Raw genomic sequence first — 24,382 nt, forward strand, 5'->3', positions numbered from 1 at the left:
GTGTCGAGGGCGGTCCTGACGATGGTCGTGGCGTCGAGGCCCGCCTCGGCGTACATCTTCTCCGGGCTGTCGTGGTCCTGGTAGGCGTCCGGCAGCGTCATCGTCCGCACCCGCACCCCGCCCGCGTCCAGAGCGCCCCGCTCCGCCAGCAGGTGCAGCACCATCGCGCCGAACCCGCCCCGCGAGCCCTCCTCGATCGTGATCAGAACCTCGTGGTCGCGCGCGAGCTCCAGGATCAGCGCCTCGTCCAGCGGCTTGGCGAACCGCGCGTCCGCCACCGTCACCGCCACGCCCTGCTCGGCCAGCGTGTCGGCCGCCTTCAAGGCCTCCGACAGGCGCGTGCCGAGCGACAGCAGCGCCACCCGCGCCTCCGCGTCGCGCCGCACCACCCGGCCCTTGCCGATCGCCAGCGCCTCGCCCCGCTCCGGAAGCTCGACGCCCACACCCTCGCCGCGCGGGTAGCGCAGCGCGATCGGGCCCGTGTCGTGCGCGTGGGCGGTCGCCACCATGTGCACCAGCTCGGCCTCGTCGGAGGCCGCCATCACGGTCATGTTCGGCAGGCAGCACAGGTAGGCCAGGTCGAACGCGCCCGCGTGCGTCGCCCCGTCGGCGCCGACCAGCCCCGCCCGGTCCAGGCAGAACCGCACGGGCAGGTTCTGCAGCGCCACGTCGTGCACCACCTGGTCGTAGGCCCGCTGCAGGAACGTCGAGTAGATCGCCACGAACGGCCGGTAGCCCTCGGTCGCCAGACCGCCCGCGAACGTCACCGCGTGCTGCTCGGCGATGCCGACGTCGAAGGTCTTGTCCGGGTGCGCCTTGCCGAACAGGTCGATGCCGGTGCCCCCCGGCATCGCGGCGGTGATCGCCACGACCTTGTCGTCGGCGTCGGCCGCCTTGATCAGGCTCTCGCCGAACACCCGCGTGTAGGCCGGCGCGTTCGGCTTGGCCTTGGCCTGCACGCCTGAGACCACGTCGAACTTGACCACGCCGTGGTAGCGGTCGGCCGAGGCCTCGGCCGGGGCGTAGCCCTTGCCCTTCTGGGTGACGACGTGGAGCAGGATCGGGCCGTGCTCGGCGTCGCGGACGTTCTTGAGCACCGGCAGCAGGTGGTCGAGGTTGTGCCCGTCGACCGGGCCGACGTAGTGGAAGCCCATCTCCTCGAACATGGTGCCGCCGCCGACCACGAGCGAGCGGGCGTATTCCTCGGCCGCGGCGGCGCGCTGGTAGAGCGCCTTGGGCAGGAGCTTGCCGAGCTGCTTGGCGGTCTCGCGCAGGGACTGGTAGGCGCCGCCCGAGGCGAGGCGGGCGAGGTAGGCCGACATGGCGCCGACGGGGGGCGCGATCGACATGTCGTTGTCGTTGAGGATGACGATCAGGCGCGAGTGCAGGGCGCCGGCGTTGTTGAGGGCCTCGTAGGCCATGCCGGCCGACATCGAGCCGTCGCCGATGACCGCGATGGCGTTGCGGCGCTTGAGCGGGCGGTTCTTCGACTTGGCGGCGGCGTTGTCGAGGTCGCGGGCGACCGCCATGCCCAGCGCGGCCGAGATCGAGGTCGAGGAGTGGGCGGCGCCGAAGGGGTCGTAGACGCTCTCGCTCCGCTTGGTGAAGCCCGACAGGCCGCCGCCCTGGCGCAGCGTCCGGATGCGGTCGCGGCGCTCGGTGAGGATCTTGTGGGGGTAGCACTGGTGTCCGACGTCCCAGACGATGCGGTCGTCGGGGGTGTCGAACACGTGGTGCAGCGCCACGGTCAGCTCGACGACGCCGAGCCCCGAGCCGAGATGGCCGCCGGTGATCGAGACCGCGTCGATCATCTCGGCGCGCACCGCGTCCGCCACCGCCGGAAGCTCCGACTCCGGAAGACGCCGCAGCGCCGAAGGAGACGGAACGCGGTCCAGCAACGCCGATTGCTCAGGGGAGAGTGCCAATGCTCGCATCCGTTCGTTCGAGTATGGCGACGGCTCCGTCGCGGGCCCTCGGCAACCGCGACGCCAGCACCCCGGGGACGCGTGTTCATGCTAGAACCCGCCCGTCCGTCGCTGTCATGATAGTGCCAGTTACGGACGAACGGCGGCGCGATCAATGTCGGGCCGGCGTTTTTTTCAATCACGTGCCCTTAACGCCACAAGAGGTTCGCCTTTGAATCCGGCTCGTCTGTGCACAATCCTGCTCATGTTCGCGATTACGGGTCACGGCCAAGCTTACGCCCAGCCGCGGCCGCCGGACGGCAATCTCGACTTCCTCTGCAACTTCCTCGGCGACTGCCCGGCGCGGGTCGCGCCGGGCGGCCCCGATCGCGACGTCCGCCCGTTCAGCAACAGCCTCGGCCGGCCCTGCGCGTGGCGGGACCGCCCGACCCCGGAGGGCGTCCGCCGGGTCCGCGTCTGCTGGTGATGCGGGCACCGACGCTCGCCGCCGCGGTCCTCACCCTCGCGCTGGGCCCGCTCCCGGTCCGAGCCCAGGATTCCTGTCCGGCCCTGTTCGCGGACGGGCAGACGCCCGTCCTCACGAATCCGAAGCTCGCCGTCCGCGCGGTCCCGCTGTGCTTCGAGGCCTTCGCGGTCCTGCATTCCGGCGTGACGCGCACGCCGCTCTACGCCGCCGAGCACCTCACCCGCGCCAGCGTCGCGGCGGCCCGGGCGGTGGCCCGCGACGATTCCTTCCACGAGGAGACGCGCCTGCCGGAGGATCAGCGCGCCGCGCTGGAGGATTACGTCCGCAGCGGGTTCGACCGGGGCCATCTCGCGCCGGCCGGGGACATGCCGACCCTCGCCGCCCAGGCCGAGTCGTTCAGCCTCGCCAACATCGTGCCGCAGAACCGCGTCCTGAACCGGGGACTCTGGGCGGATATCGAGGAGAGCACCCGGCGCCTGGCCACCCGCCGGGGCGCGCTGTTCGTCGTCACCGGGGTGATCTTCGCGGGCGACGCGGTGCAGCAGATCAAGGGCGGCGTGCTCGTCCCGACGCAGCTGTTCAAGGCCGTGTACGACCCGTCCCGCGGCGAGGCGGGTGCCTACCTCGCCCGGAACGACGATTCGAGGGACTGGCGCGCCCTGTCGATCGACGATCTCCGCCAGGAAGCCGGCATCGACGTCTTTCCCGGCCTGCCGCCCGCGGCCCGGGCGACCGCGATGGGGCTGCCGGATCCTCAGGCCTCCGCCCGCGCGGAGGAGCGCCGGCCCCGGCACGAGCAGACCTGGCAGGACTGGCTCGAGCGCGAACTCGCCCGCGCCCTGCGCAAGCTCGTCCGCGACTTCCTGCGCACGTTCTTCTGAGAGGACCCGATGCCCGAGGACAAGCGACGCGCCCGGCCCAAGAGGGGAAGCCCGGAGAGCGAGAGCCCGGACGGCAAGAACTCGGACACCGAGGGCTTCGCGCCGTTCGCCGACGATGCCGGCGTGCGCTCCGTCGGCGCCCTGAGCTTCGAGAACGGCACGGACCGGATCGCCCTGCACGGGTCCCTCGACCTGACCCGCGACCGGACCGGCCTGGAGCAGGCCAGGCTGCTCCGGGAGACGCTGGACGCGATCGTGAAGGCCCTGGAGGCGTCCGACCTGCCGGACGCGGTGGCGGAGGTGCCGGACGCGCCGCCGGGAACGGTCAAGAACCCCTTCGCGTGAGCGATCCGGCGCCCGCCGGCGGCGGGCCCGTCCTTGCCGCGTCCCGGCGGGCCTGATACTCGGAGAGGGTCATTCCTATATCGTAGGGACGCGCGTCCAGGACGGGTGCTGAGGCCCGGTGCCTGACCCGTGCCGCTGGCACGATCCGCGCGGTCCCGAACAACGCGCCGAGGACGATCCGCGATGGCTCGCGAATTCATCTACCACATGCGGGGCCTGACCAAGGCCTATACCGGCGGCAAGAAGGTCCTGGATAGCGTCAACCTGTCCTTCTACCCCGACGCCAAGATCGGCGTGCTCGGCATCAACGGCTCCGGCAAGTCGACGCTGCTCAAGATCATGGCGGGCATCGACAAGGAGTTCACCGGCGACGGCTGGGTCGCGCAGGGCGCGCGCGTCGGCTACCTGCCGCAGGAACCCCAGCTCGATCCGAGCAAGTCCGTCCGCGAGAACGTGATGGAGGGCGTCGCCGAGAAGCAGGCCATGCTCGACCGCTACAACGAGCTCGCCATGAACTACTCGGAGGAGACCGCCGACGAGATGACCGAGCTCCAGGACCGGATCGAGTCGCTGGGCCTCTGGGAGCTCGACTCGAAGGTCGATCAGGCCATGGAGGCCCTGGGCTGCCCGAGCGACGAGCAGCCGGTCGCGACCCTCTCGGGCGGCGAGCGCCGCCGCATCGCGCTGTGCCGCCTGCTCCTGTGGGAGCCGGAGCTGCTGCTCCTCGACGAGCCCACCAACCACCTCGACGCCGAGACGGTGAACTGGCTGGAGGGTCACCTGCGCCAGTATCCGGGCGCGATCCTGATCGTGACCCACGACCGCTACTTCCTCGACAACGTGACGAGCTGGATCCTGGAGCTCGATCGCGGCAAGGGCATCCCGTACGAGGGCAACTACTCGGCGTGGCTGGTCCAGAAGCAGAAGCGCCTGGAGCAGGAGGGCCGCGAGGACATGGTCCGGCAGCGCTCCATCGCCCGCGAGCAGGAATGGATCGCCGCCTCGCCGAAGGCCCGCCAGTCGAAGTCGAAGGCGCGCATCACCCGCTACGAGGAGCTGGTCGCCAAGCAGGCGCAGAAGGTCGACGCGTCCGCGCAGATCGTCATCCCGATCGACGAGCGGCTCGGCAACAACGTCATCGAGTTCGAGCACCTCAGCAAGGCGTTCGGCGACCGGCTGCTGATCGAGGACCTGTCGTTCAAGCTGCCGCCCGGCGGCATCGTCGGTGTGATCGGCCCGAACGGGGCCGGCAAGACCACTTTGTTCAAGATGATCACCGGCCAGGAGAAGCCCGACAACGGCAAGATCGAGGTCGGCGAGACGGTGAAGCTCGGCTACGTCGACCAGTCGCGCGACGCCCTCGACCCGAACGCCACGGTCTGGCAGGAGGTCTCCGGCGGCAACGACATCATCTATTTCAACAAGCGCGAGATCAATTCGCGCGCCTACTGCGCGGCCTTCGCGTTCAAGGGACCCGACCAGCAGAAGAAGGTCGGCACCCTCTCGGGCGGTGAGCGCAACCGCGTTCACCTCGCCCGGACCCTGAAGGGCGGCGCCAACGTGCTGCTCCTCGACGAGCCGACCAACGACCTCGACATGGAGACCCTGCGCGCCCTCGAGGACGCGCTGGAGGATTACGCCGGCTGCGCGGTCATCATCAGCCACGATCGCTGGTTCCTGAACCGCATCGCCACGCACATCCTGGCCTTCGAGGGCGACAGCCACGTCGAGTGGTTCGAGGGCAACTTCTCCGACTACGAGGCCGATAAGGTCCGCCGGCTCGGGGCGGATTCGATCATGCCGAAGAAGATCAAGTACAAGCGCTTCTCGCGCTGAGACCGGTCGCGGCTCCGGGGCGCCGCCGGCGTTCCGGAGCCGCGCGCCCGTCCGAGGACGTTGCCGTCACCTCTGCCCGGTGACGGATCACCGGATGCGCGCCCGCGCCTCCGCCAGGATCGTCGCCAGGCTCTGCGCGAGCGGGATCGTCGGGGCCCATCCGGTGGCGGTCGCGAAGGCCGCGGGGTCGCAGCCCTCGCTGCGCACACCCGCCGGGCGGACCCGGCCGGGCGCGACGCGCAGGTCGAACCGCGCCTCCGTCAGGCCGCGCAGCGTCTCCAGGATGTCGGAGACCGGTGTGACGACCCCCGATCCCACGTTGAAGATGCCGCCATCCGGCAGGTCGTCGATCCGGGCGATCACGCGCAGGCACGCCGCGGTGACGTCGGCCACGTCGAGGAAGTCGCGCCCCGCCGAGAGGTCGCCGACCTCCAGGCTCGGCGGCGCCAGCCCCCGCTCGATGCGGGCGATCTGACCGGCGAAGGAGGCGACCACGAAGGTCTCGCTCTGTCCGGCCCCGATGTAGTTCGACGGCCGCAGCACGAGATGCTTGATCCGGGCATTCGCCAGCACGTCGCGGAGGATGTACTCGCAGGCGTTCTTAGTCCGGCCCGAGATCGTGTCGGGGCGCGGCGTGACGCTCTCGTCCGGGCGCGGGCAGGCGCGGAACACTTCGCCGTAGACGACCGTGGAGCTGAGGAAGACCAGCGCCGCGCGAGTCCGCGCCACCGCCTCGGCGAGGTTGAGGGTGCCGAGCAGCTCCGCCCGCCAGGCGTAGGACGGCGTCTCGCTCGACTGCGCCACCGAGGCCAGCGCCGCGAGGTGGAACACGCAGGTCGGGTCGAAGGCCGCGACCGTCTCGGCGAGCTCGCGCGCGTCGAACGGGTCCACGGCCCTAAGCGTCACGCCGTCGAGGGGCGGTGGCGGGCTCCGGTCGAGGCCGAGGATGGGGCTGCCCGGCGGCAGGTCCCGACGCAGCGCCTCGAGCAGGCGGCGGCCGAGATAGTCTCCCGCTCCGGTGACGAGGACGCGCATGCCCCTTGCCCTCAACCCTGCCACGAACCCAGCGACGCGCCCCGTGCCGGCGCGGGCGCCGGCAACCGGGATCGTCGGCCGCGTCTATACCGGGCCTTGCCGCGACGCGAGGGGGCGACGCGGCCAACGGCCGCCGCGGCGGGCGGATCATCGGTGCGACCCCGCCGTTGTGCACATCCGAACAAAGGCGCGTGATCGGAGGGGCCTCGGGCGGCCGGCGCGCTATGGTTGCACCGCGGCCCCGGCCGCTCCGCGTCCGGACGGAGAGCGCCACGGTGATGGGCTGAGTGACGCGCCTCGACGATCTCGAACGGCCCGGCGCCGCGGAACCGCGGGCGCTCCCCCCACCGCCCGCGGAGGCACGGCCGGCGAAGCCCGCGCGCGACGCGCGGGTCGACGTGGTGCGCGGCCTCGCGCTCCTGACGATCTTCATCGACCACATCCCGCGCAACGCGCCGGCCCTGCTGACGCTGCACAATTTCGGGTTCTCGGACGCGGCCGAGATCTTCGTGCTGCTGGCCGGCTACTCGTCGATGATCGCCTACGGCGGGCTGTTCCGGCGCGCCGGGATCCGGACGGCGCTCACGCGCATCGCCAAGCGCTGCCTGCGCATCTACCTGTTCCAGGCGGGGCTGCTGCTCGCGACCCTGGTCATCGTCCGGATCTGGATGGACCTCACCGGCCTGACGCCGCGATTCGGCGTCGCGCCGCTGCTGCAGATGGGTCTCCTGCCGGGCCTGCTGCGCGGCCTCGCGCTGAACGCGCTCCCGAACTACCTCGACATCCTGCCGCTCTACATCCTGCTGCTGGCGCTGTTCCCGCTGATCTACCTCGGGATGCGGCGCGGGATCTGGGGCGTACTGGGCCTGTCGGGCGCCCTCTGGCTCGCCGCCAACGTCGATCACCAGCTGAACCTCCCGAACGCCGCGGCGGTGGACGACGGGTGGTACTTCAACCCCTTCGCGTGGCAGTTCCTGTTCGTGATCGGCGCGGCGCTCGCGGTCAAGGTCCGCGCCCATGACGGCCTGCTGCCGCGGCGCGGATGGGCCGTGGCGGCGGCCGCGGCCTACCTCGCCTTCGCGTTCCTGCAGGGCGGGTCCTGGGCGGAGTGGGGGCTTCCGGACCTCCGGCCGCTGGCGATCGGCCCGCCCGACAAGAGCCACGTCGCGCCCCTGCGCCTGATCAACATGCTGGCGCTGGCCTACCTGCTGTTCAGCGCGCCCGCCGTGGCCCGCGCGAGCCGGTGGCGGCGGCTGCGCCTCGTCGACGCCTGCGGGCGGCACTCGCTGGAGATCTTCGCCGCCGGATGCCTGGCGGCGCTGATCGGCCGCATCCTCTACCGGACCTTCGACCCCACTTGGCCGCTGCAGATCGCGGTCAATGTCGGGGGGATCGCGATCATGCTCGGCCTCGCCCACGTCCTGGACGCGCGCCTGCGCCGGGCGGCCGGGACCGGCCCCGACGTGCGCCGGCCCGGATAGGCCGGGAGGAGCCGCGATGCCGCCGATGCGCCGCAAGGGCGATCTGCCGGAGAAGATCTGCGCCCAGTGCGGCCGCCCGTTCGCGTGGCGCAAGAAGTGGGAGCGCGTCTGGGACGAGGTCCGCTACTGCTCGGACCGGTGCCGGGCCGAGGCGAAGGCCGCGCGCGGGCGCGACGCGGCGGGGCGCTGACCGCGCAGCGCGGCCAGCGCGTCCGGCGTGTCGACGTCGAGGGCGGTGGCCGGGTCGCCCGGGATCTCCAGCACGTCCGGCCGACCCTTCAGGAGCGGCCCGGCCCCGTGATCGCCGGCGAGGCGGGCGATGTCCGGGCCGAGGCGGCGCAGGTTGAGCAGCACCGGATTCCCCCGCCGGCCGGCCTGCACCGGCACCACGGCCGCCGGCGGCTCCAAGGCGCCCGCGGAGGCCTCCGCGAAGGCCTCCGCCAAGCGGTCGAGATGCGCGGCGGTGACGCGCGGCATGTCGCCCAGCACGACGATGGCGGCCGTGCAGGTGGCGGGCAGCGCCGCGAGGCCGGCGCGCAGCGAGCTCGCGAGGCCGGAGCGGTAATCCGCATTGTCGACGCGGACGAGGTCGAGCCCCGCCAGCGCGTCGCGGACCGCCGCCGCGTGCGCGCCGAGCACGGCGACCACCGGCCGGGGCCGGGCGCCGAGGGCCGCCTCCGCGGCGTGGCGCACCAGCGGCCGCCCGTCGAGGGGCGCGAGCAGCTTCGGCGCGGCGCCGAACCGGCTGCCGAGGCCCGCGGCGAGCAGGATCGTGCCGATCTCAGGCATGCCGGTCCTCCGCCCCCGGATCCGGCTCGTCCGCCGCGGCCGCGCCGCCGGCGCGGGGCTGCGGGCGCGAGACGATCTCCATCAGCAGGCCGCCGACGCCGAGGGCGACGATGTCGGCCCGGGTCACGGTCAGGTCCGCCAGCAGGCGGTGGAGGATCCAGTCGAAGCCGTTCTCCTTGGGCGAGCGGGCGCAGCCCGGCGCGCCGATCACCGGCACGCCGCCGCGGGCGCCGACGAGGAGCAGGTTGCCGGGGTCGACCGGCATGCCGAGATGGTCGACCCGGCCGCCCGCCTCCGCGATGCCGGCCGGGATGACGTCGCGCCGGTCGGCGATCGCCGAGGCGCCGAACACCACCACGAGGTCGGCCCCGGCGCGGTCGATCATCTCCGCCAGGGACGCCGCCACGGAGGCGGCGGCGTGGGGCACCCGGGTCTCGGCCACGATCGCCGCACCCGCGGGCGCGAGGCGGTCGGCCAGGGCCCGGAGGGTCTTGTCGATCGTCGTCTCCTTGAGGCTCGGCAGGCGCGTCGAGACCACGGCCACCCGGCGGCGGCGATACGGCACCACCCCGAGGACGTCGCCCTCCGCGGCCGCGCAGGCCCGGGCCAGCACGGCGCCCGGCACGGCGTAGGGGATGATCTTCACCGTGGCGACCATCTCGCCCTCGACCACCGGCCGGAAGCGCGGCAGAGTCGCCACCGTCACCGCCTCGTCGACGGCGTTGACCGCGTCGATCCGGGCCGGATCGAGGGTGAGCACCCCCGCCGTCTCGGCGAACAGGTTGCTGCGGCCGGTGAAGGGCGCCTCGACGCGCAGGTTCGGCCCGCGCAGGCGCGCGGCGAGCCGCGCCGCGGCGGCGTCCTCGCCGACGTCGCCGGGCTCGAGCGTGGCCGCCACGATCTCCGACAGGCCGGCCCGGGCCAGGCCGGCGGCGGCTTCCGCGGCGATGACGGCGCCCTTGCGCAGGGTGATGTCGGCCCGCCGCACCGTGTGCGCGCTGATCAGCCCGGCCGAGTCCGCGACCGGGACGGTCCCGAACCTCACGCGACCTCCGGGCGGGGCACGCGGCGCAGGGCGGCGACGATCTCGGCGAGCACCGCCAGGGCGATCTCGGCCGGGCTCACGGCGCCGATGGGCAGGCCGATCGGCGCGCGGATCCGGCCGATCTGCGCCGGCGTGAAGCCGGCCTCCGTGAGCCGCGCGACGCGCGCCGCGTGGGTCTTCCGGGAGCCGAGGGCGCCCACGTAGAAGCATTCGGCGGTCAGCGCCGCCTTCAGCGCGGGATCGTCGATCTTCGGATCGTGGGTCAGGGCCGCCAGGGCGCAGTAGCGGTCGAGGACCGGCACGGTGGTCCCGAGGGCGGCGTCCGGCCATTCGGCGATCAGCGCGGTGCCGGGGAAGCGCTCGGGGGTCGCGAAGGCGGTGCGCGGGTCGATCACCGTGAGCGCGAGGTCGAGCCCCGCGGCCATCGGCGCCAGGGCCTGCGAGATGTGGACCGCGCCCACCACCACGAGCCGCACCGGCGGCACCTGCACGGTCAGAAACAGGGTCCGCCCGCCCGCCTCGACGAGGCCGCTCTTGCCGGAGGCGAGGTGCTTCGCCAGCACGTCGGCGAGGGGATCGGCGGCGATCGCGTCCTCGCCGACGAGGCGCTGCGCGCCGTCGGCGATGTCGGTGATGAGGATCGCGGCGCGGCGCGCGGCCCGCGCGTCGTTGAGCGCTGCCAGGACGTCGCCGCGCATCAGTCGACCCGCTCGACGAAGACCCGGATCCGGCCGCCGCAGGACAGGCCGGCGCGCCACGCGGTCTCGTCCGCGACGCCGAATTCGAGGACGCGGGGCACGCCCGCCTCGATCACCTCGATCGCCTCGGTGATCACCGCGCCCTCGACGCAGCCGCCGGAGACGGAGCCGAGGAAATTGCCCTCGCCGTCGACCACGAGGTGGCTGCCCACCGGTCGGGGCGCCGAGCCCCAGGTCTCGATCACCGTGGCGAGGGCCACGGCGCGGCCGTCGCGCCGCCAGGATTGGGCAGCGGAGAGGATGTCTGTGTCTGTGCTGAGCATGGCCTCGTGGACTTCCGGCCGGCGGGCGCCCCCCGCTCCTCACAGGTATGGCCCGCGTGCCGCGGTGCAAGAAGCCCTCATGCTGAAGGGAGCGTCAGGAAACATTGGCCGAGATCGTCGGTCGGCCATACTCTGCACCCACGATCTTTCGCGGAGACGGCGCCCCGATTAGTGTCCGGCATGTCCAAACCACAGCCTCATCCTGAGGTGCCGGAGCGCGGCGGAGGCCTCGAAGGAGCCCTCCAGCCGGCCGCGCGACCCCTGGAGCCCTCCTTCGAGGCCCGCTGGCGCGGTCACCTCAGGATGAGGGCGTGGGGTGGACGTTTCGCTGAAACCGAAGCCCCTCTCGCCCGATGGGCCCGGCCCCGGCGCCCAGCCCCATGAACGCCCCGGATCCTGCCCTCGCCCGGGCGCTCCGCAAGGAACCGCCGCGCTCGCCCCCGCGCCGCCTGTGGAAGCGCGTCAGCCGGGCGATCGGCGACGTCCTGCCGAAGGGCCTCTACGCCCGCTCGCTGATCATCATCATCGCGCCGGTGGTCCTGCTCCAGTCGGTGATCGCCTACACCTTCATGGAGCGGCACTGGCAGCTCGTGACCAAGCGCCTGTCGGCGGCGGTCACGGCGGACGTCGCCGCGCTGATCGACATCTACGAGAGCTACCCGCAGGACAAGGATGCCGAGACCCTCGCGCGCATCGCCGGTGAACGGCTGAACCTCGACCTCGACATCCTCAAGGGCGCCAAGCTGCCGCCCCCGGGCCCGCGCCCGTTCTTCTCGATCCTCGACGAGGCCCTGTCCGACGAGATCAAGCGCCAGATCCGAAGACCGTTCTGGATCGACACGGTCGGGCGCTCGAACCTCATCGAGATCCGCGTGGCGATCCCCGACGGGGTGATGCGCATCACCGCCCGGCGCAGCCAGGCCTACGCGTCGAACTCGCACATCTTCCTCGTGTGGATGATCGGCTCGTCGCTGGTGCTGCTCGGCGTCGCGATCCTGTTCCTGCGCAACCAGATCAAGCCGATCCTGCGGCTCGCGGCCGTGGCGGAGGGCTTCGGCAAGGGGCGGGAGATCGAGTTCCGGCCCCGCGGTGCCCGCGAGGTGCGTCAGGCCGGCCACGCCTTCATCGAGATGAAGCGGCGCATCGAGCGGGCGATGGAGCAGCGCACGACGATGCTGAACGGCGTCAGCCACGACCTGCGCACCATCCTGACCCGGTTCCGCCTGTCCCTGGCGCTGATCGAGCAGACCGAGGAGATCGAGGATCTCAGCCGCGACGTCGACGAGATGAGCCGGATGCTGGAGGGCTACCTCGCCTTCGCGCGGGGCGATTCGGCCGAGCCCGCGACGCCCACCGACATGCGCGCCCTGCTGGAGGACCTGCGGACCGACGTCGAGCGCCTCGGCGCCCACGTCTCCGCGGTCGATCTCGCCGGCGCGCCCGAGGTCACGGTGCGGCCCGGCGCCTTCCGGCGCTGCCTGTTCAACCTCGCCGCCAACGCCGTCCGCTACGGCGAGACGGTGGCGATCTCCGGCCGGCTGGAGGCCCGGACCTTCCTCGTCTCGATCGACGATGACGGGCCCGGCATTCCGGCGGAGAGCCGCGAGGACGTGTTCAAGCCGTTCGTGCGGCTCGACGACGCCCGCCAGGATGCCGGCGGCTCCGGGCTGGGCCTGTCGATCGCCCGGGACATCGCCCGGGCCCACGGCGGCGACATAACCCTGCACGACAGCCCGCTGGGTGGCCTGCGGGCCACCGTCCGGGTCCCGGCCTGAGCCGGATCCGGCTCAGGTATCGGCGGGCCGGCGCAGGCGCAGGAACTCGGCCTGCACGTTGCGGATCAGGTGATCCATGCTCGCCTCGTCGAGGGCGGCGCTCGTCAGCCGGGCGCGCAGGCCGGCCTCGCCGTTCCAGGCGTAGCCGGCCTCGAACGGCAGGTGGCGCCGCAGGAGCGGACTCACGACCGACTCGCGCCGGTAGGCGGGATGTCGCAGCAGCCGCCCGATATGGAGCGCCAGCGTCTCGACGCTGGAGGATCTGGAGCCTGAACTCCCCGCTCCCTTGCCTTTCGAATCGACCGATGCCCAACGCATACGTGTCCGCCCTCCCGGAGACGCCACTGTTGCGCGAAATGATTGCGCATCCATGAGCGTTCGGGCGAGCCGGCGAAAAACTGCAGCTCGCGGGGTCCCAACCTTCGCAGCGCGGTGATATGCAGGGGCGCTTTCCCAGGGCCGCGGTCAGCCGCGCGCCGGATCCCGAGTGCCGAACATGAACCCGCTCGTCCCGCTCTTCGCCCTCATCTCGCTGCCGCTCGCGGCCATCGGGCTCGTGCTCTACACCGATGAGGGCATCAACCCGGACCTGTTCTACGCCTCCGTGAAGACCTTCGTGATCCTGGGCGCGATCGCCGCGGCGATGTCGTTCGGCGCGATGAAGCTCTCGGAGCGGTCCAAGCACTGACGTCCCACCGCCCGGAGGGCGCGATGCTGCACGTGGTCCCGGCCTTCTCGCGCATCGGCGAGGAGAACGCCTTCGCGGTTCTGGCGCGGGCCCAGGCCCTCGCCGCGCAGGGGCGGGACGTGATCAACCTCGGCATCGGCCAGCCGGACATGCCCACGCCCGCCCACGTGGTCGAGGCGGGCATCAAGGCGCTGCGCGACGGACACCACGGCTACACGCCGGCGGTCGGCATCCCGCAGCTCCGCGAGTCGGTGGCCCGCGACATCCACCGCCGCCACGGCGTCGAGGTCTCGCCGGATTCCGTGATGATCGTGCCGGGCGGCAAGGTCACCATGTTCATGGCGATCCTGATGTTCGGCGCGCCCGGGACCGAGATCCTGTATCCGGACCCCGGCTTCCCGATCTACCGCTCGATGATCGAGTTCACCGGGGCGACGCCCGTGCCGGTGCCGATCCGCGAGGAGAACGGCTTCGCCTTCTCGGCGGCCGAGACCCTGGCGCTGATCACGCCGAAGACGCGGCTGCTGATCGTCAACTCGCCCGCCAACCCCACCGGCGGCGTGACGCCGAAGGCCGAGATCGACGCCCTGGTGAAGGGCCTCGCCGAGCACCCCGACGTCGCGGTGCTGTCGGACGAGATCTACGGCACCATGACGTACGACGGCGAGACCCACCACTCGCTGCTGAAATATCCCGAGATCCGCGACCGGCTGGTCTACCTCGACGGCGCGTCGAAGACCTACGCGATGACCGGCTGGCGGCTCGGCTGGTCGGTCTGGCCGAAGCCGCTCTACGACGCGGCGCGCAAGCTCGCGGTCAACGCGCATTCCTGCGTCAACGCGGCGACCCAGTGGGCCGGCATCGCGGCGCTCGACGGACCGCAGGCTTGCGTGGCCGAGATGGTCGCCGAGTTCGACCGGCGCCGGGCGATCGTGGTCGACGGGCTGAACGCCCTACCGGACGTCTCCTGCATCGCGCCCAAGGGCGCGTTCTACGCCTTCCCGAACATCGCCCGGACCGGCTGGAAGGCGAAGCCCCTGGCCTCGACCCTCCTGGAGGAAGCGGGTGTGGCGGTGATCGGCGGTCCGGATTTCGGCGTCCACGGCGAGGGCTACCTCCGCCTGTCCTACGCCAATTCGGCCGAGAACATCCGGCGGGCGCTGGAGCGGATGGGCACGTTCCTCAGCACGCACAGGCCGGGCTGAGAAGACGCCCCGTCGCCGACCTCGGCAGGGACGCCATCATCCGCGCCGCCGTCCTCGCGAGCGCGGCGAAGCGATCCAGTCGCCGCGACGACCGCCGAAGCTGGGCAGCCCTGGGTCCTTTCGCAGCGCTCGCGATGACGGTTGTGGCGACCGAACCGTTTGAACGCACACCGGTTCGACCGGCACGCCTCAGGACTTGCCGGGCGCCCGCTTGTCGATCCAGCCGACCAGCCAGTCGGCGATGTCGAGGCTGTTCTTGTCCTGCATCAGCATGTGCGAATTGCCGTGGATGCCGATCTCGGGCAGCAGGATCAGCTCCGCCTTGCCGCCCGCGGCGTTGGCGGCCGCCACGAAGCTGCGGCACTGCTTGAGCCGCGGCGCCCAGCGGGGCGAGGCGTCGACGTAGTCGCCGAACAGGACGAGGATCGGCAGGTCCTTGTAGGGCGCGAGGTCGTCCTTGGCCGGGTCCGGGCAGGCGGCCGGCTCGATGGCCACGATGGCGCGCAGGCCGGTCCGATCGAGGGCGGCGGTCTGGAACGGGTAGATCCCCGACTGCGAGTGCGAGATCAGCACCGCGCCCTTGAGCCGCTTGGCGAGCTCCGACAGGGCCGGCACGGTCGGGTTCGGCACCGGCAGGGCGGCCGACCAGTCCGGGACCATCTGCTTCCAGAACTCCCCCTGGGCCTCCAGGGGGAACTGCATGCCGGGGAACACCTTCGGGTATTCCGGCCCGAACCGGAAGATCGCCCAGGCCGGCTCGCGCCCGGCCGAGAACACGGCCGGCAGCGTCTTGGGGTCGGCCTGCCCCGTCTTCACGGCGTTGATCTGGGCCGGGCTCGCCGCCGAGCGGCCGCGCCAGGCCTGGTCGATCACGTAGGTCGGGAAGCCGCGCCGGACGAGATACTCGTCCCAGCCCATGCGCCCGTCGGGCGTCGTCTCCCAGGTCTTGCCGGTGAGGCAGCAGCCGTGGATCAGGACCAGCGGCGGCCGTCCGGCATTCACCGGGACCTGGTAGCGGACGTAGATCTGGTCGACGCTGATCGTGCCCGACGGCGCGTAGGCCGGCAGCGTCGAGAGCGTGTCGGACTGGACGTCGCGGCCGCCGACGAAGAAGCTGCCCTGCTCGGCGATCGTCAGGGGGCCGGCGGCCGGATCGGCCGCGCGCGCGGAGCCGCCGGCGATCAGCATGGCTGCGACCAGCGCGCAGGCCCGCCGGCGGGCGCGCCCGGGCGCGGGCACTGACAGTCCTGCCATGAAATGTCCCGTCCTCCCGCGCGCGGGCCGTCCTCCGGACCCGTCGTCGCGCGGGAGCCTAGCACGAAGCTCGGCCGCCGTGGGAGATCCGCCCTTCGGGCAGGTTGCCAGTCAGGCTCCGATGTCGCGCTCGACACGCTCGACCGCCTCCGCGGGCAGGTCGAGGGCCTCGGCCAGCATCTTCAGGAACTGACGCTCCTGGAGCGTGTCGGGCTCGATGGCGAGTCGCGCCGCCGCGAAGATCCGCGCCGCCGCGTCGGGATCCGCGACCCGGTCGGCGATCGCGTCGACGTCGGCCGGGTCCGCGAGCTCGCGCTCGAGCCAGGCTCGACCGTCGGGATCGAGGCCCGCCTCCGCCACGGCGGCGTCGAGGCGCCTACGTTCCGCGGCGTCGACCATCCCGTCGGCCGTCGTGGCCGCCACCATGGCCCGCAGCATCAGCCGGGCCTCGTCCTCGTCGACCTTCGTGAAGTCCGGGCCCCCGGCCTCGGGCGGGGGCGCCCCGCGCAGCGCCCGGTAGGCGAGGCCGCCGATCAGCGCCAGTCCGCCGAGGGCGGCACCGGCGGCGAGCCCGCCGCGCCTCGACCGCACGAGCGCGTCGACGATCCGTCTGCTGTCAGCCATGCCGTCCTCCCGGTTTCCGATCCAGATCGGATCGGAAACCTCCCGGGAGGCGCTCGGGTTCAGCCGCGCTCAGGCGTCGGCCTCGTCCTCGTCCTCGTCGATATCCACGAGGAAGACGATGTCGGCCTCGTCCTCGTCGTCCGAATCGGACCCGGTGTGGCGCGGATCCTCGACGAAATCACCCTCGCCGTCGTCCTCGGCGAGGGCATCCTCGAAGATCTCGACCTCGTCCTCGGTGGCGGCCCGGACCGTGAGCGCCGACGTGCCGTTCCAGACCGGCTTCCCGCCGGTCGTCATGGTCCGGATGTCTTCCTTGAAGCCGTCACAGGTGAAGAGGTCCTTGGCGGACGCCTCGTCGCTGTTGATCACCGCAACGGCGGTGCCGTCGATCTCGAGCGTGAACATGGCCGGCATCCCTCTCGTAACCGTCCTCAGGCGCGCCCGGTCAGCGGGCTGGCGCACGGGTGCGACGCGCTGCCCCGGGAAGAAACGTCTCGGTTTCGTCCGTCTGACACGAGCGTCGCGCGGGGATGCTGTAGGGGTGAAGCGGACGGCCGCCAAGCCCGTCGCGGCCCGACCCGCACGATTCGGCGCGGCACGGATCCTGCGCCCATCAGGGCGGCCACAGTCTCGAACACGAAGGATCACCCGCGCATGCGGATCAGGCTCGGCTGCGAGATGCGCTACGCCTTCCCCTACCCCGTGCCCATGGTGGTGATGCTCAACGTGCATCCCTCCGGGGCGGCCGCCCTGGAGGCGCCCGACACGCTCCGGACCGATCCGCCCGTCCCGGTGGCGATCTACCGCGACGGTTTCGGCAACCTGTGCGGCCGGCTGACCGCGCCCGCCGGCAACTTCACCGTCGGGACCGACGCCGTGATCCGCGACAGCGGGAGGCCCGATCCGGTGCACCCGGAGGCCGCGCAGCACGCGATCGAGGAGTTGCCGGCCGAGACGATCGCGTTCCTGCTTCCCAGCCGCTACTGCGAATCCGACCTGCTGGCCGACGCGGCGTGGCGTCTCTTCGGACATACCGAGCCCGGCTGGGCCCGGGTGCAGGCGGTCTGCGACTTCGTCCACGCCCACATTGTGTTCGGCTACGAGTTCGCCCATCGCGACCGCACGGCCGCGGACGCCTACGCGGGCGGGCGCGGCGTCTGCCGGGACTTCACCCACCTGGCCGTCGCGTTCTGCCGCGCCCTGAACATCCCGACCCGGTACTGCACCGGCTATATCAGCTTCATCGGCGAGCCCGAGCCGCACCCGGCGGGCGACTTCGCGGCCTGGATGGAGGTCTACCTCGGCGGCGCCTGGCACGTGTTCGACCCGCGCAACAACAGCCCGCGGATCGGCCGGGTCATGGTCGCGTACGGCCGGGACGCCGCGGACGTGCCGCTGACCCACACGTTCGGACCGAATCCCCTGGTGGGCTTCCGGGTCTGGGCCGACCGGATCGACCACCTGGACGCCTCGGGCGACGCGCCGGTCCTGCCGGAGGAGCCCTTGCCGCCGCAGAGCATGGCGACACGGACCGGGTGAGCGTCAGACGCCGGCGCCGCGGGCGATGGCGCGCTTGACCACGCCCTGGACGTCCGGGTTCGAGAGGAACAGGTCGTGGTTGATCAGGCCGCCGCCGTAATCGGAGGCGTCGGCGACGCGCACGCCGAGCGCCTCGAGCTTGGCGCGATCGGCGGCACCGGCGCGCACGCCCCCCGCCAGCGCGGCGGAGAGCTCGAGCGCCCGGTCGTTGGTCGAGGAGATCACCGTGATCTTCGAGACGTCGGGTCCCATGCGGGCGACGCCGTTGGAGAACAGGTCGAAGTCGATGTCGGGGGCGGCCAGCACCACGGCGCCGATCCGCGACATCGCCGCCTCGCCCGCCTCGGCGCGGAGCATCCGCAGGGTCTCGAGGGTCAGGAGCGTGCCCATCGAGTGCGCGACGATGTTGATGCGGCCGCCGCTGGGCGAGGCGGCGAGCGCCTTCAGCAGGTCCTCGAAGGCGTCGCGCGACCAGAGGGCGCTCTCGCGATCGTAATTGTAGTCGAGGGTCGCGGCCGCCGACGGCCACGTGAACAGGCCGGAGACGCCGCGGAACCGGATCCCGTCCGAGAGCCGGGCGGCGCTGACCGCGGCCGATTCGAACGATTCGCGGTAGCCGTGGACGTAGATCAGCACGTCGCGTCCGAGGGCCGCCTGGGCGAAGGCCTCGGCGGCGCCCGGTCCGGATTCGGATTTCGGAACCGCGCCGATGGTCCAGTCGCCGGTGATGACGGACGAGACCTTGCCGAGCAGCGAGCGGTCGGGCGGTGACAGGCGCACCTCGGCGAAGCTCAGGCCGCGGCCGCGGTCGCTGCTGAAATACGGCGGCCGGGGCGGGTTGCCCACGGGCTTGCGGGTCGTGGCGACCAGCAGCACCGGCATGACGTCGAGGGCCGACTGCTTCTCGGGCAGCGCCGCCCCGGACCCGAGGTCGTCGGTGACGCAGGCGCCGAGCGACGGGGCGAGGCCCGCGGCGCCCGCGAGCGCTCCGAAGCGAAGAAGGATGCGGCGTGAGACGATCTGGCTCGACATGATCCGGTTACGCTCGGGCGGGACGCCTTCCGTTGCCCAGGATCGTGACCATCGCGGGGCACGAGCGACGCGACGCGGCGTGAATAGCGGGCACGGCCGGGCTTGTGGTGGGCGGGACACAGGCCGGCCATCCCCCGACCCCGACGCTCTCCCTCTCGACGGCGGCCGTCGCCGCGGCCATGAAGGGAGCATGACGCCGTCCACCGACATCGAGAGTCTCCGCGAGCGCCTGCTGCGCGGCGACCGCGCCGCTCTGGCCCGGGCCATCACGCTGGCCGAGTCCAAGCGCGCCGATCACCGGGCGCTGGCGGCGAACCTGATCGACTCGGTCCTGCCCGAGACCGGCCGGGCGATCCGCGTCGGCATCACCGGCGTCCCCGGCGTCGGCAAGTCGACCACCATCGACGCCCTCGGCTCGAACCTCACGGAGGCCGGTCACAAGGTGGCGGTGCTCGCGGTCGACCCGTCCTCCTCCAGGACCGGCGGCTCGATCCTGGGCGACAAGACCCGGATGGCGCGGCTGTCGCACGATCCCAAGGCCTTCATCCGCCCCTCCCCCTCCTCGGGCACGCTCGGCGGCGTCGCGGCCAAGACCCGCGAGACCATGCTGCTCTGCGAAGCCGCGGGGTTCGACGTGATCCTCGTCGAGACGGTCGGCGTCGGCCAGTCGGAGACGGCGGTGGCCGACCTGACCGACTTCTTCCTCGTGCTGATGCTGCCCGGGGCAGGCGACGAACTGCAGGGGATCAAGAAAGGCATCCTCGAACTCGCCGACATGATCGCGGTCAACAAGGCCGATGCGGGCGAAGCCGAGCAGCGCGCCAACGCGGCGGCGTCGGAGTACCGGGCGGCGCTGCACATCCTCACCCCAGCCTCGGCCACCTGGACGCCACCGGTCGTGACGATCTCGGGCTTCCACAACCTGCGTCTCGACGCGCTCTGGGCGAAGATCGTCGATCACCGGGAGAAGCTCACGGCCACCGGCGAGATCCAGGCGAAGCGCCGGACCCAGGACGTCAAGTGGATGTGGGCGCTCGTCGACGAGCGCCTGCACCAGCGCCTCGTCGGCTCCCCGGAGGTCCGCCGCCGCACGGCCGAGGCGGAGGCCGGCGTCGCCCGGGGTGAGATCTCCCCGGCGGCCGGCGCGGCGGCCATCGCCGAGTTGATCGGGCTCTGACCGGTCCCGGCCGCCGCGCAGGCCGAAGGCGCACAATTTCGCGGTGATCGGGGGCACAAACGCCATCTCGCGCGTTCGGTGGACGACGGCGTAACGAGCGGCGCCCGTGTCGCGACGCCGCGCTCACGTCCAGGAGAGTGCCATGGTGGATACGGATCGGATCGTCGGCGGCGCCAAGGAGGCCGTCGGCAAGGTTCAGGGCGCGGCCGGCGATCTCGCCGGCTCGAACCGCGACTCGGTCGAGGGACGTTTCCGCGAGGCCCAGGGCCAGGCGCAGAACGTCTACGGTCAGGTGAAGGACAGGGCCCGGGACATCGCCGACCGCGCCGGTGACTACGCGAGCGACGCCTACGAGCGCGCCGGCGACGTCGCGGAGGACGTTTACCAGCGGGGCGGCTCGTACCTGCGCGACGGGCGCAGCGCGGTCGGCGCCCGGGTGGAGGAGAATCCCCTGGTCGCGCTGCTGATCGCGGGCGCGGTGGGCTACGGCCTCGCCCTGCTGGTCCACGGCCGCCGCTGACCGGGAGCGGCCCCGCCCGGGCGCGGGCGGGGCCGACCCTTGTACGAGGCGCGCCTGTCGAGGCCGGGCGCGCTACTGCGCGGTCCAGCCCCCGTCCATGCTGATGTTGGCGCCGGTGATCTGGCTCGCCGCGTCGGAGCACAGGAACACCGCCAGCGCGGCCACCTGGTCGACGGTCACGAACTCCTTGGTCGGCTGCGCCTTCAGCATCACGTCCTCGATCACCTGCTCCTTGGTGAGGCCGCGGGCCTTCATCGTGTCGGGGATCTGCGCCTCCACGAGCGGCGTCCAGACATAGCCCGGCGAGATGCAGTTCACCGTGATCTTGTGGGGCGCGAGTTCCAGAGCCGCCGTCTTGCTCAGGCCCGCGATCCCGTGCTTGGCCGCCACGTAGGCCGACTTGAACGGCGAGGCCACCAGCGAGTGGGCCGAGGCCGTGTTGATGATCCGGCCCCAGCTCCGGGCCTTCATCCCGGGGATCGCCGCGTGCATCGTGTGGAAGGCCGAGGACAGGTTGATCGCGATGATCTGCTCCCACTTCTCGGCCGGGAACTCCTCGATCGGCGAGACGAACTGGATCCCGGCATTGTTGACCAGCACGTCGACGGCCCCGAAGGTCTCCTCCGCCTCGCGCACCATGGCGGCGATCGCGTCGGGCTGGCTCATGTCGGCGGCCGAGTAGCGGGCCTTGACCCCGTAGGCGCTCTCGATCCCGGCCCGCGTCTCCTCGATGGCGGTCGCGTCCCCGAACCCGTTGAGGACGACGTTGGCCCCCTCCGCCGCGAAGGCGCGCGCGATGGCGAGCCCGATGCCGCTGGTCGAGCCGGTGACGAGGGCGGTCTTGGTCTTGAGAGTCATGGAGCCTCCTGGGACGCGGGCGCCCGGCCGAACGGTCGGGGACGGCGCGCTCGCGGTGGGACAGGTCGCGACCTAAGTAGCGCGGGAAGGGGATGCCGGCACAGGGTCGCCCGGAGGCGGTGCGGGCACGATGTCACCGGCGGCCGACTGCGGGCGCGGCGTGGCCGGGAACGCGATCTCGACCCGCAGGCCGGGCCCGTTATCGGCGAGCCGCAGGCTCCCGTGGTGCAGGCGCACGACGGCGTTGACGAGGCTGAGGCCCAGCCCGAAGCCGGGCCGCGAACGGGCGTCCTCGAGGCGCACGAACCGGTCGAGCACGCGGGCCCGTTCCGCCTCCGGAATGCCCGGGCCGTGATCGGAGACGGCGAGGCGGATCGACTCGCCGTCGCGCCACGCCTCGAGCGTCACGCTGGTCTCCGCCCCCTCGGATTCGGCCCCGTATTTCAGGGCGTTGTCGATGAGATTGGCGAGGGCCTGACCGATAAGCTCGCGGTTGCCCGCGATGGTGAGCCCGTCCTGCGCGTGCACGGCGAGCGTCAGCCCCTGATCCTCGGCGAGCGCCTCGTACAAGTCACCGACGCTCCGGATCGTCTGGCCCAGATCCAGCGGCACGAGGATTTCCCGGGCTGACCCGGCCTCGAGCCGCGCGATCATCAGGAGGGCGTTGAACACCCGGATCAGCCCGTCGCCCTCCTCGATCACGGCTTCCAGCGCCGCGCGCAGCTCCTCCGGCGTGGAGGCGCGGCGCAGGGCCTCGTCGGCACGGTTGCGCAGGCGGGTCAGCGGCGTCTTGAGGTCGTGGGCGATGTTGTCGGAAACCTCGCGCATGCCGCGCATCAGCTCGCCGATGCGCTCCAGCATCTGGTTGAGGCTCGATGCGAGACGGTCGAGTTCGTCGCCGTTCCCGGCCACGTGGAGCCGGTCGTCGAGATCGCCGGCCATGATCGCGCGGGTGGTCTGGGTCATGGCATCGACGCGGCGCAGCACCCGGCTCGCTGCGAGCCAGCCCCCGATCACCCCGAGGATCACGACGGCGGCGAGCGAGGTGATGAAGGCGCGCCCGATCACCGCCCGCAGCCGGTCGCGCTCCTCGGTGTCGCGCCCGACGAGCAGGCGGAACCCGCCCGGAAGGGTGAAGACCCGAACGATCGCCCGGTGCGCCTCGGCATCCGCGTCGTTGCGGCCGTAGCGCGTCTCGCTCTGGCCCGGCGTCGCCAGCACGGCGGCGGGCACGTAGCCGACATTGCCGACGACATGATCGCCGCCGGCCGTGGTCACGAGGTAGAGCGAGGCGCCGGGCTCGCGAGAGCGCCGTTCCACCACGGTGATCAGCCGCCGCAGGCCGCCGGCATTGTACTGTTCCGACAGCCCGTTGATCTCGGCGTCGATCGTGGAGACGATCTGGTCGTCGAGCACCGCGCGGGCGTTCCACGCGACGTAGCCGAGCGCCAGGAAGGCGCAGAGGGCGAAGATCGCGAGGTAGGCCAGCGACAGCTTGAACGCGGTGGTGCGGAACAGCTTCTGGAAACGCGCCGCCGCGGTCTCGCGGGCGATCGGCGCGTCGGTCCAAACCTCGCTCACCCGGCCGCGCCCTCGTCGTAGCGCAGCACGTAGCCGGCGCCCCGAACCGTGTGGATGATCGGCGACGCGAAGCCCTTGTCGAGCTTGCTGCGCAGGCGCGAGACGTGGACGTCGATGACGTTGGTCTGTGGATCGAAGTGGTAGTCCCAGACATGCTCGAGCAGCATGGTGCGCGTCACGACCTGTCCGGCGTGCCGCATCAGGTACTCGAGGAGCCGGAACTCGCGCGGCTGCAGCGGGATCTCGCGGCCGGCCCGGGTCACCCGGTGCGAGAGCCGGTCGAGTTCCAGGTCACCGATCCGGTAGCGCGTCTCCTCCGCGGCGCCGGATCCGACCTGCCGCCGGGCCAGCGCCTCGGTGCGCGCCAGGAGTTCGGAGAACGCGTAGGGCTTCGGCAGGTAGTCGTCGCCGCCGGCGCGCAGGCCCTTCACGCGGTCGTCGACCTGACCCAGCGCCGACAGGATCAGGGTCGGGGTCGCGACGTTCTGCTCGCGCAGCGACCGGATCAGCGACAGCCCGTCGAGCTTCGGCAGCATCCGGTCGACGATCAGCACGTCGTAGTCGCCCTCCCGAGCGAGCGCGTACCCGTCGAGGCCGTCATGCGCGCTGTCGGCCACGTGTCCGGTCTCGCGGAACGCCTTGACGAGATAGGCGGCCGCCTCGCGGTCGTCCTCGATGATCAGCAGTCGCATGGCCCCGTTCCATAGCGCGCCGCGCGGGTCGGGGGAACGTATCTCCATCAACATGGTCAAGCCGCTCCCCTCCCCCGTCGTGATGGACGGGCCGAGGCCGCGGACCTCGACCCGTCCCGAAGCGGCGCGCGGAGGACTCGGAGGGCGCGAGATCCGTCACCGGCTTCGTCCGCGTCGGCGATGGGCCACGCGCGGTTCGAGGATGGTGGCGCGGGAGCGGTTACAGGATGCTCGCGGGAAGATGACTTCGCGGTAAGGCGGCCGCGGCGGGCTGGCCAACAGCGAAACGCCGCCGGGCCGCTCTCGGAGAGAGCGGCCCGGCGGCGTCGCGGATCGTGCTGAGGGAATGATGATTGCGATGGGCGGGTCTGGCGGCGACCGACTCTCCCGTGTCTTGAGACACAGTACCATAGGCGCTGGCGTGTTTAACGGCCGAGTTCGAGATGGGATCGGGTTCTGGGCACGCCGCTCAGGCCACCAGACCGGCGCATCGCAATTTCTTTCGGACTTGGCCGTCGCGGGTTGCGAGGCGCGTGTGTCCGGTTCGGCAAGCATGTTGGTGGCAGCGTCTGCTGCTGGTCTGTTTATGACCGTGTCTCTGGCTTCGCCAGCC

General features: G+C 72.0%; 26 protein-coding genes and 1 rRNA gene. 12 read left to right on the forward strand and 15 right to left on the reverse strand.

From position 1 onward, the window contains the following. Positions 1–1,934 (reverse strand): 1-deoxy-D-xylulose-5-phosphate synthase (gene dxs, locus H288_RS0130415; RefSeq protein ID WP_043713586.1); only part of this gene is annotated, 1,934 nt, incomplete at its 3' end. Between the two features lie 235 nt (positions 1,935–2,169). On the opposite strand from dxs, the gene H288_RS0130420 reads away from it, so the two are divergent. The 4 genes from H288_RS0130420 (at position 2,170) to ettA (ending at position 5,453) form a co-directional block, all read left to right on the forward strand. Then, a complete protein-coding gene (locus H288_RS0130420) occupies positions 2,170–2,391 on the forward strand; it encodes a hypothetical protein (RefSeq protein ID WP_020096339.1) in 222 nt (73 codons plus the stop codon). After that, positions 2,382–3,272: a DNA/RNA non-specific endonuclease gene (locus H288_RS0130425; protein WP_026605441.1), complete on the forward strand. Its 891-nt coding sequence runs from the start codon at positions 2,382–2,384 to the stop codon at positions 3,270–3,272. Before H288_RS0130420 ends, H288_RS0130425 begins: the two co-directional genes overlap by 10 nt. A 9-nt stretch (positions 3,273–3,281) precedes the next feature. Beyond that, on the forward strand, positions 3,282–3,617 hold the full coding sequence (locus tag H288_RS0130430) for a hypothetical protein (protein WP_020096341.1): 336 nt from the start codon (positions 3,282–3,284) through the stop codon (positions 3,615–3,617). A gap of 183 nt (positions 3,618–3,800) precedes the next feature. After that, positions 3,801–5,453, forward strand: coding sequence for an energy-dependent translational throttle protein EttA (gene ettA, locus H288_RS0130435; RefSeq protein ID WP_020096342.1), 1,653 nt, complete (start codon positions 3,801–3,803; stop codon positions 5,451–5,453). 87 nt (positions 5,454–5,540) lie between these two features. Here ettA and H288_RS0130440 read toward each other — a convergent pair whose 3' ends face one another. Then, complete coding sequence (locus H288_RS0130440) at positions 5,541–6,488, reverse strand: NAD(P)-dependent oxidoreductase (protein ID WP_020096343.1); 948 nt, start codon at positions 6,486–6,488, stop codon at positions 5,541–5,543. A gap of 287 nt (positions 6,489–6,775) precedes the next feature. Here H288_RS0130440 and opgC point away from each other — a divergent pair, with 287 nt between their 5' ends. Next, positions 6,776–7,969 (forward strand): OpgC domain-containing protein, encoded by a 1,194-nt coding sequence (gene opgC / locus H288_RS0130445; RefSeq protein WP_020096344.1) that lies wholly within the window; start codon positions 6,776–6,778, stop codon positions 7,967–7,969. 16 nt (positions 7,970–7,985) lie between these two features. Beyond that, complete coding sequence (locus H288_RS34480) at positions 7,986–8,159, forward strand: DUF2256 domain-containing protein (protein ID WP_170855278.1); 174 nt, start codon at positions 7,986–7,988, stop codon at positions 8,157–8,159. Here H288_RS34480 and H288_RS35360 read toward each other — a convergent pair. The 4 genes from H288_RS35360 to H288_RS0130470 are packed head-to-tail and all read right to left on the reverse strand — an operon-like array spanning position 8,093 to position 10,824. Further along, positions 8,093–8,758 (reverse strand): nucleotidyltransferase family protein, encoded by a 666-nt coding sequence (locus H288_RS35360; RefSeq protein ID WP_020096345.1) that lies wholly within the window; start codon positions 8,756–8,758, stop codon positions 8,093–8,095. The genes H288_RS34480 and H288_RS35360 overlap by 67 nt on opposite strands. Further along, entirely contained in the window at positions 8,751–9,803 is a 1,053-nt protein-coding gene (locus H288_RS35365; protein ID WP_020096346.1) for a molybdopterin-binding protein, read from the reverse strand. Before H288_RS35365 ends, H288_RS35360 begins: the two co-directional genes overlap by 8 nt. After that, positions 9,800–10,501 carry an XdhC family protein gene (locus tag H288_RS0130465; protein WP_020096347.1) on the reverse strand — a complete coding sequence of 234 codons (702 nt, stop codon included), beginning with the start codon at positions 10,499–10,501 and terminating at the stop codon, positions 9,800–9,802. The genes H288_RS35365 and H288_RS0130465 overlap by 4 nt, the downstream gene beginning before the upstream one ends. Continuing rightward, positions 10,501–10,824 carry an XdhC family protein gene (locus tag H288_RS0130470; RefSeq protein WP_020096348.1) on the reverse strand — a complete coding sequence of 108 codons (324 nt, stop codon included), beginning with the start codon at positions 10,822–10,824 and terminating at the stop codon, positions 10,501–10,503. The genes H288_RS0130465 and H288_RS0130470 overlap by 1 nt, the downstream gene beginning before the upstream one ends. Before the next feature lie 380 nt (positions 10,825–11,204). Here H288_RS0130470 and H288_RS0130475 point away from each other — a divergent pair, with 380 nt between their 5' ends. Beyond that, a complete protein-coding gene (locus H288_RS0130475) occupies positions 11,205–12,599 on the forward strand; it encodes an ATP-binding protein (RefSeq protein WP_020096349.1) in 1,395 nt (464 codons plus the stop codon). A 12-nt stretch (positions 12,600–12,611) separates the two neighbouring features. On the opposite strand, the gene H288_RS0130480 is transcribed toward H288_RS0130475, so the two are convergent. Further along, positions 12,612–12,917, reverse strand: a complete 306-nt coding sequence (locus H288_RS0130480) for a hypothetical protein (protein WP_026605442.1) — start codon at positions 12,915–12,917, stop codon at positions 12,612–12,614. 178 nt (positions 12,918–13,095) lie between these two features. Here H288_RS0130480 and H288_RS0130485 point away from each other — a divergent pair, with 178 nt between their 5' ends. After that, positions 13,096–13,287 carry a hypothetical protein gene (locus H288_RS0130485; protein WP_026605443.1) on the forward strand — a complete coding sequence of 64 codons (192 nt, stop codon included), beginning with the start codon at positions 13,096–13,098 and terminating at the stop codon, positions 13,285–13,287. Positions 13,288–13,310: 23 nt separating this feature from the next. Continuing rightward, entirely contained in the window at positions 13,311–14,492 is a 1,182-nt protein-coding gene (locus tag H288_RS0130490; RefSeq protein WP_020096352.1) for a pyridoxal phosphate-dependent aminotransferase, read from the forward strand. A gap of 189 nt (positions 14,493–14,681) precedes the next feature. Here the strand turns inward: H288_RS0130490 and H288_RS0130495 are convergent, their stop codons facing one another. From H288_RS0130495 to H288_RS0130505, 3 genes are all read right to left on the reverse strand, one after another. Then, positions 14,682–15,746 carry an esterase gene (locus H288_RS0130495; RefSeq protein WP_026605444.1) on the reverse strand — a complete coding sequence of 355 codons (1,065 nt, stop codon included), beginning with the start codon at positions 15,744–15,746 and terminating at the stop codon, positions 14,682–14,684. A 111-nt stretch (positions 15,747–15,857) separates the two neighbouring features. Beyond that, positions 15,858–16,370, reverse strand: a complete 513-nt coding sequence (locus H288_RS0130500) for a DUF533 domain-containing protein (RefSeq protein WP_020096354.1) — start codon at positions 16,368–16,370, stop codon at positions 15,858–15,860. 69 nt (positions 16,371–16,439) lie between these two features. Beyond that, a complete protein-coding gene (locus H288_RS0130505) occupies positions 16,440–16,775 on the reverse strand; it encodes a hypothetical protein (protein ID WP_026605445.1) in 336 nt (111 codons plus the stop codon). 249 nt (positions 16,776–17,024) lie between these two features. Here H288_RS0130505 and H288_RS0130510 point away from each other — a divergent pair, with 249 nt between their 5' ends. Then, the gene (locus H288_RS0130510; protein ID WP_020096356.1) at positions 17,025–17,909 is read left to right on the forward strand and encodes a transglutaminase family protein; all 885 of its coding nucleotides are present in this window, start codon (positions 17,025–17,027) and stop codon (positions 17,907–17,909) included. A 3-nt stretch (positions 17,910–17,912) separates the two neighbouring features. Here the strand turns inward: H288_RS0130510 and H288_RS0130515 are convergent, their stop codons facing one another. Beyond that, complete coding sequence (locus H288_RS0130515; RefSeq protein WP_020096357.1) at positions 17,913–18,941, reverse strand: alpha/beta hydrolase; 1,029 nt, start codon at positions 18,939–18,941, stop codon at positions 17,913–17,915. 190 nt (positions 18,942–19,131) lie between these two features. On the opposite strand from H288_RS0130515, the gene meaB reads away from it, so the two are divergent. Further along, the gene (gene meaB, locus H288_RS0130520; RefSeq protein WP_020096358.1) at positions 19,132–20,118 is read left to right on the forward strand and encodes a methylmalonyl Co-A mutase-associated GTPase MeaB; all 987 of its coding nucleotides are present in this window, start codon (positions 19,132–19,134) and stop codon (positions 20,116–20,118) included. 142 nt (positions 20,119–20,260) lie between these two features. After that, positions 20,261–20,638: a CsbD family protein gene (locus H288_RS0130525; protein WP_020096359.1), complete on the forward strand. Its 378-nt coding sequence runs from the start codon at positions 20,261–20,263 to the stop codon at positions 20,636–20,638. A 72-nt stretch (positions 20,639–20,710) separates the two neighbouring features. Here H288_RS0130525 and H288_RS0130530 read toward each other — a convergent pair whose 3' ends face one another. The 4 genes from H288_RS0130530 to rrf form a co-directional block, all read right to left on the reverse strand. Further along, on the reverse strand, positions 20,711–21,496 hold the full coding sequence (locus tag H288_RS0130530) for a 3-hydroxybutyrate dehydrogenase (protein WP_020096360.1): 786 nt from the start codon (positions 21,494–21,496) through the stop codon (positions 20,711–20,713). Between the two features lie 72 nt (positions 21,497–21,568). Next, positions 21,569–23,077: an ATP-binding protein gene (locus H288_RS0130535; protein ID WP_020096361.1), complete on the reverse strand. Its 1,509-nt coding sequence runs from the start codon at positions 23,075–23,077 to the stop codon at positions 21,569–21,571. Then, positions 23,074–23,769 carry a response regulator transcription factor gene (locus tag H288_RS0130540; RefSeq protein WP_020096362.1) on the reverse strand — a complete coding sequence of 232 codons (696 nt, stop codon included), beginning with the start codon at positions 23,767–23,769 and terminating at the stop codon, positions 23,074–23,076. The genes H288_RS0130535 and H288_RS0130540 overlap by 4 nt, the downstream gene beginning before the upstream one ends. 366 nt (positions 23,770–24,135) lie before the next feature. Then, a 5S ribosomal RNA gene (gene rrf, locus H288_RS0130545) occupies positions 24,136–24,251 on the reverse strand. Between the last annotated feature and the right edge of the window lie 131 nt (positions 24,252–24,382).

It is taken from the genome of Methylobacterium sp. 285MFTsu5.1, assembly GCF_000383455.1.
Classification (GTDB): Bacteria; Pseudomonadota; Alphaproteobacteria; order Rhizobiales; family Beijerinckiaceae; genus Methylobacterium.

Coding starts and splice junctions, on each gene's coding strand:
- H288_RS0130420 (WP_020096339.1), top strand. CDS start 2,170: ATGTTCGCGATTACGGGTCACGGCCAAGCTTACGCCCAGCCGCGGCCG.
- H288_RS0130430 (WP_020096341.1), top strand. CDS start 3,282: ATGCCCGAGGACAAGCGACGCGCCCGGCCCAAGAGGGGAAGCCCGGAG.
- ettA (WP_020096342.1), top strand. CDS start 3,801: ATGGCTCGCGAATTCATCTACCACATGCGGGGCCTGACCAAGGCCTAT.
- H288_RS0130440 (WP_020096343.1), bottom strand. CDS start 6,488: ATGCGCGTCCTCGTCACCGGAGCGGGAGACTATCTCGGCCGCCGCCTG.
- H288_RS34480 (WP_170855278.1), top strand. CDS start 7,986: ATGCCGCCGATGCGCCGCAAGGGCGATCTGCCGGAGAAGATCTGCGCC.
- H288_RS35360 (WP_020096345.1), bottom strand. CDS start 8,758: ATGCCTGAGATCGGCACGATCCTGCTCGCCGCGGGCCTCGGCAGCCGG.
- H288_RS0130465 (WP_020096347.1), bottom strand. CDS start 10,501: ATGCGCGGCGACGTCCTGGCAGCGCTCAACGACGCGCGGGCCGCGCGC.
- H288_RS0130470 (WP_020096348.1), bottom strand. CDS start 10,824: ATGCTCAGCACAGACACAGACATCCTCTCCGCTGCCCAATCCTGGCGG.
- H288_RS0130475 (WP_020096349.1), top strand. CDS start 11,205: ATGAACGCCCCGGATCCTGCCCTCGCCCGGGCGCTCCGCAAGGAACCG.
- H288_RS0130480 (WP_026605442.1), bottom strand. CDS start 12,917: ATGCGTTGGGCATCGGTCGATTCGAAAGGCAAGGGAGCGGGGAGTTCA.
- H288_RS0130485 (WP_026605443.1), top strand. CDS start 13,096: ATGAACCCGCTCGTCCCGCTCTTCGCCCTCATCTCGCTGCCGCTCGCG.
- H288_RS0130490 (WP_020096352.1), top strand. CDS start 13,311: ATGCTGCACGTGGTCCCGGCCTTCTCGCGCATCGGCGAGGAGAACGCC.
- H288_RS0130495 (WP_026605444.1), bottom strand. CDS start 15,746: ATGGCAGGACTGTCAGTGCCCGCGCCCGGGCGCGCCCGCCGGCGGGCC.
- H288_RS0130500 (WP_020096354.1), bottom strand. CDS start 16,370: ATGGCTGACAGCAGACGGATCGTCGACGCGCTCGTGCGGTCGAGGCGC.
- H288_RS0130505 (WP_026605445.1), bottom strand. CDS start 16,775: ATGTTCACGCTCGAGATCGACGGCACCGCCGTTGCGGTGATCAACAGC.
- H288_RS0130510 (WP_020096356.1), top strand. CDS start 17,025: ATGCGGATCAGGCTCGGCTGCGAGATGCGCTACGCCTTCCCCTACCCC.
- H288_RS0130515 (WP_020096357.1), bottom strand. CDS start 18,941: ATGTCGAGCCAGATCGTCTCACGCCGCATCCTTCTTCGCTTCGGAGCG.
- meaB (WP_020096358.1), top strand. CDS start 19,132: ATGACGCCGTCCACCGACATCGAGAGTCTCCGCGAGCGCCTGCTGCGC.
- H288_RS0130525 (WP_020096359.1), top strand. CDS start 20,261: ATGGTGGATACGGATCGGATCGTCGGCGGCGCCAAGGAGGCCGTCGGC.
- H288_RS0130530 (WP_020096360.1), bottom strand. CDS start 21,496: ATGACTCTCAAGACCAAGACCGCCCTCGTCACCGGCTCGACCAGCGGC.
- H288_RS0130540 (WP_020096362.1), bottom strand. CDS start 23,769: ATGCGACTGCTGATCATCGAGGACGACCGCGAGGCGGCCGCCTATCTC.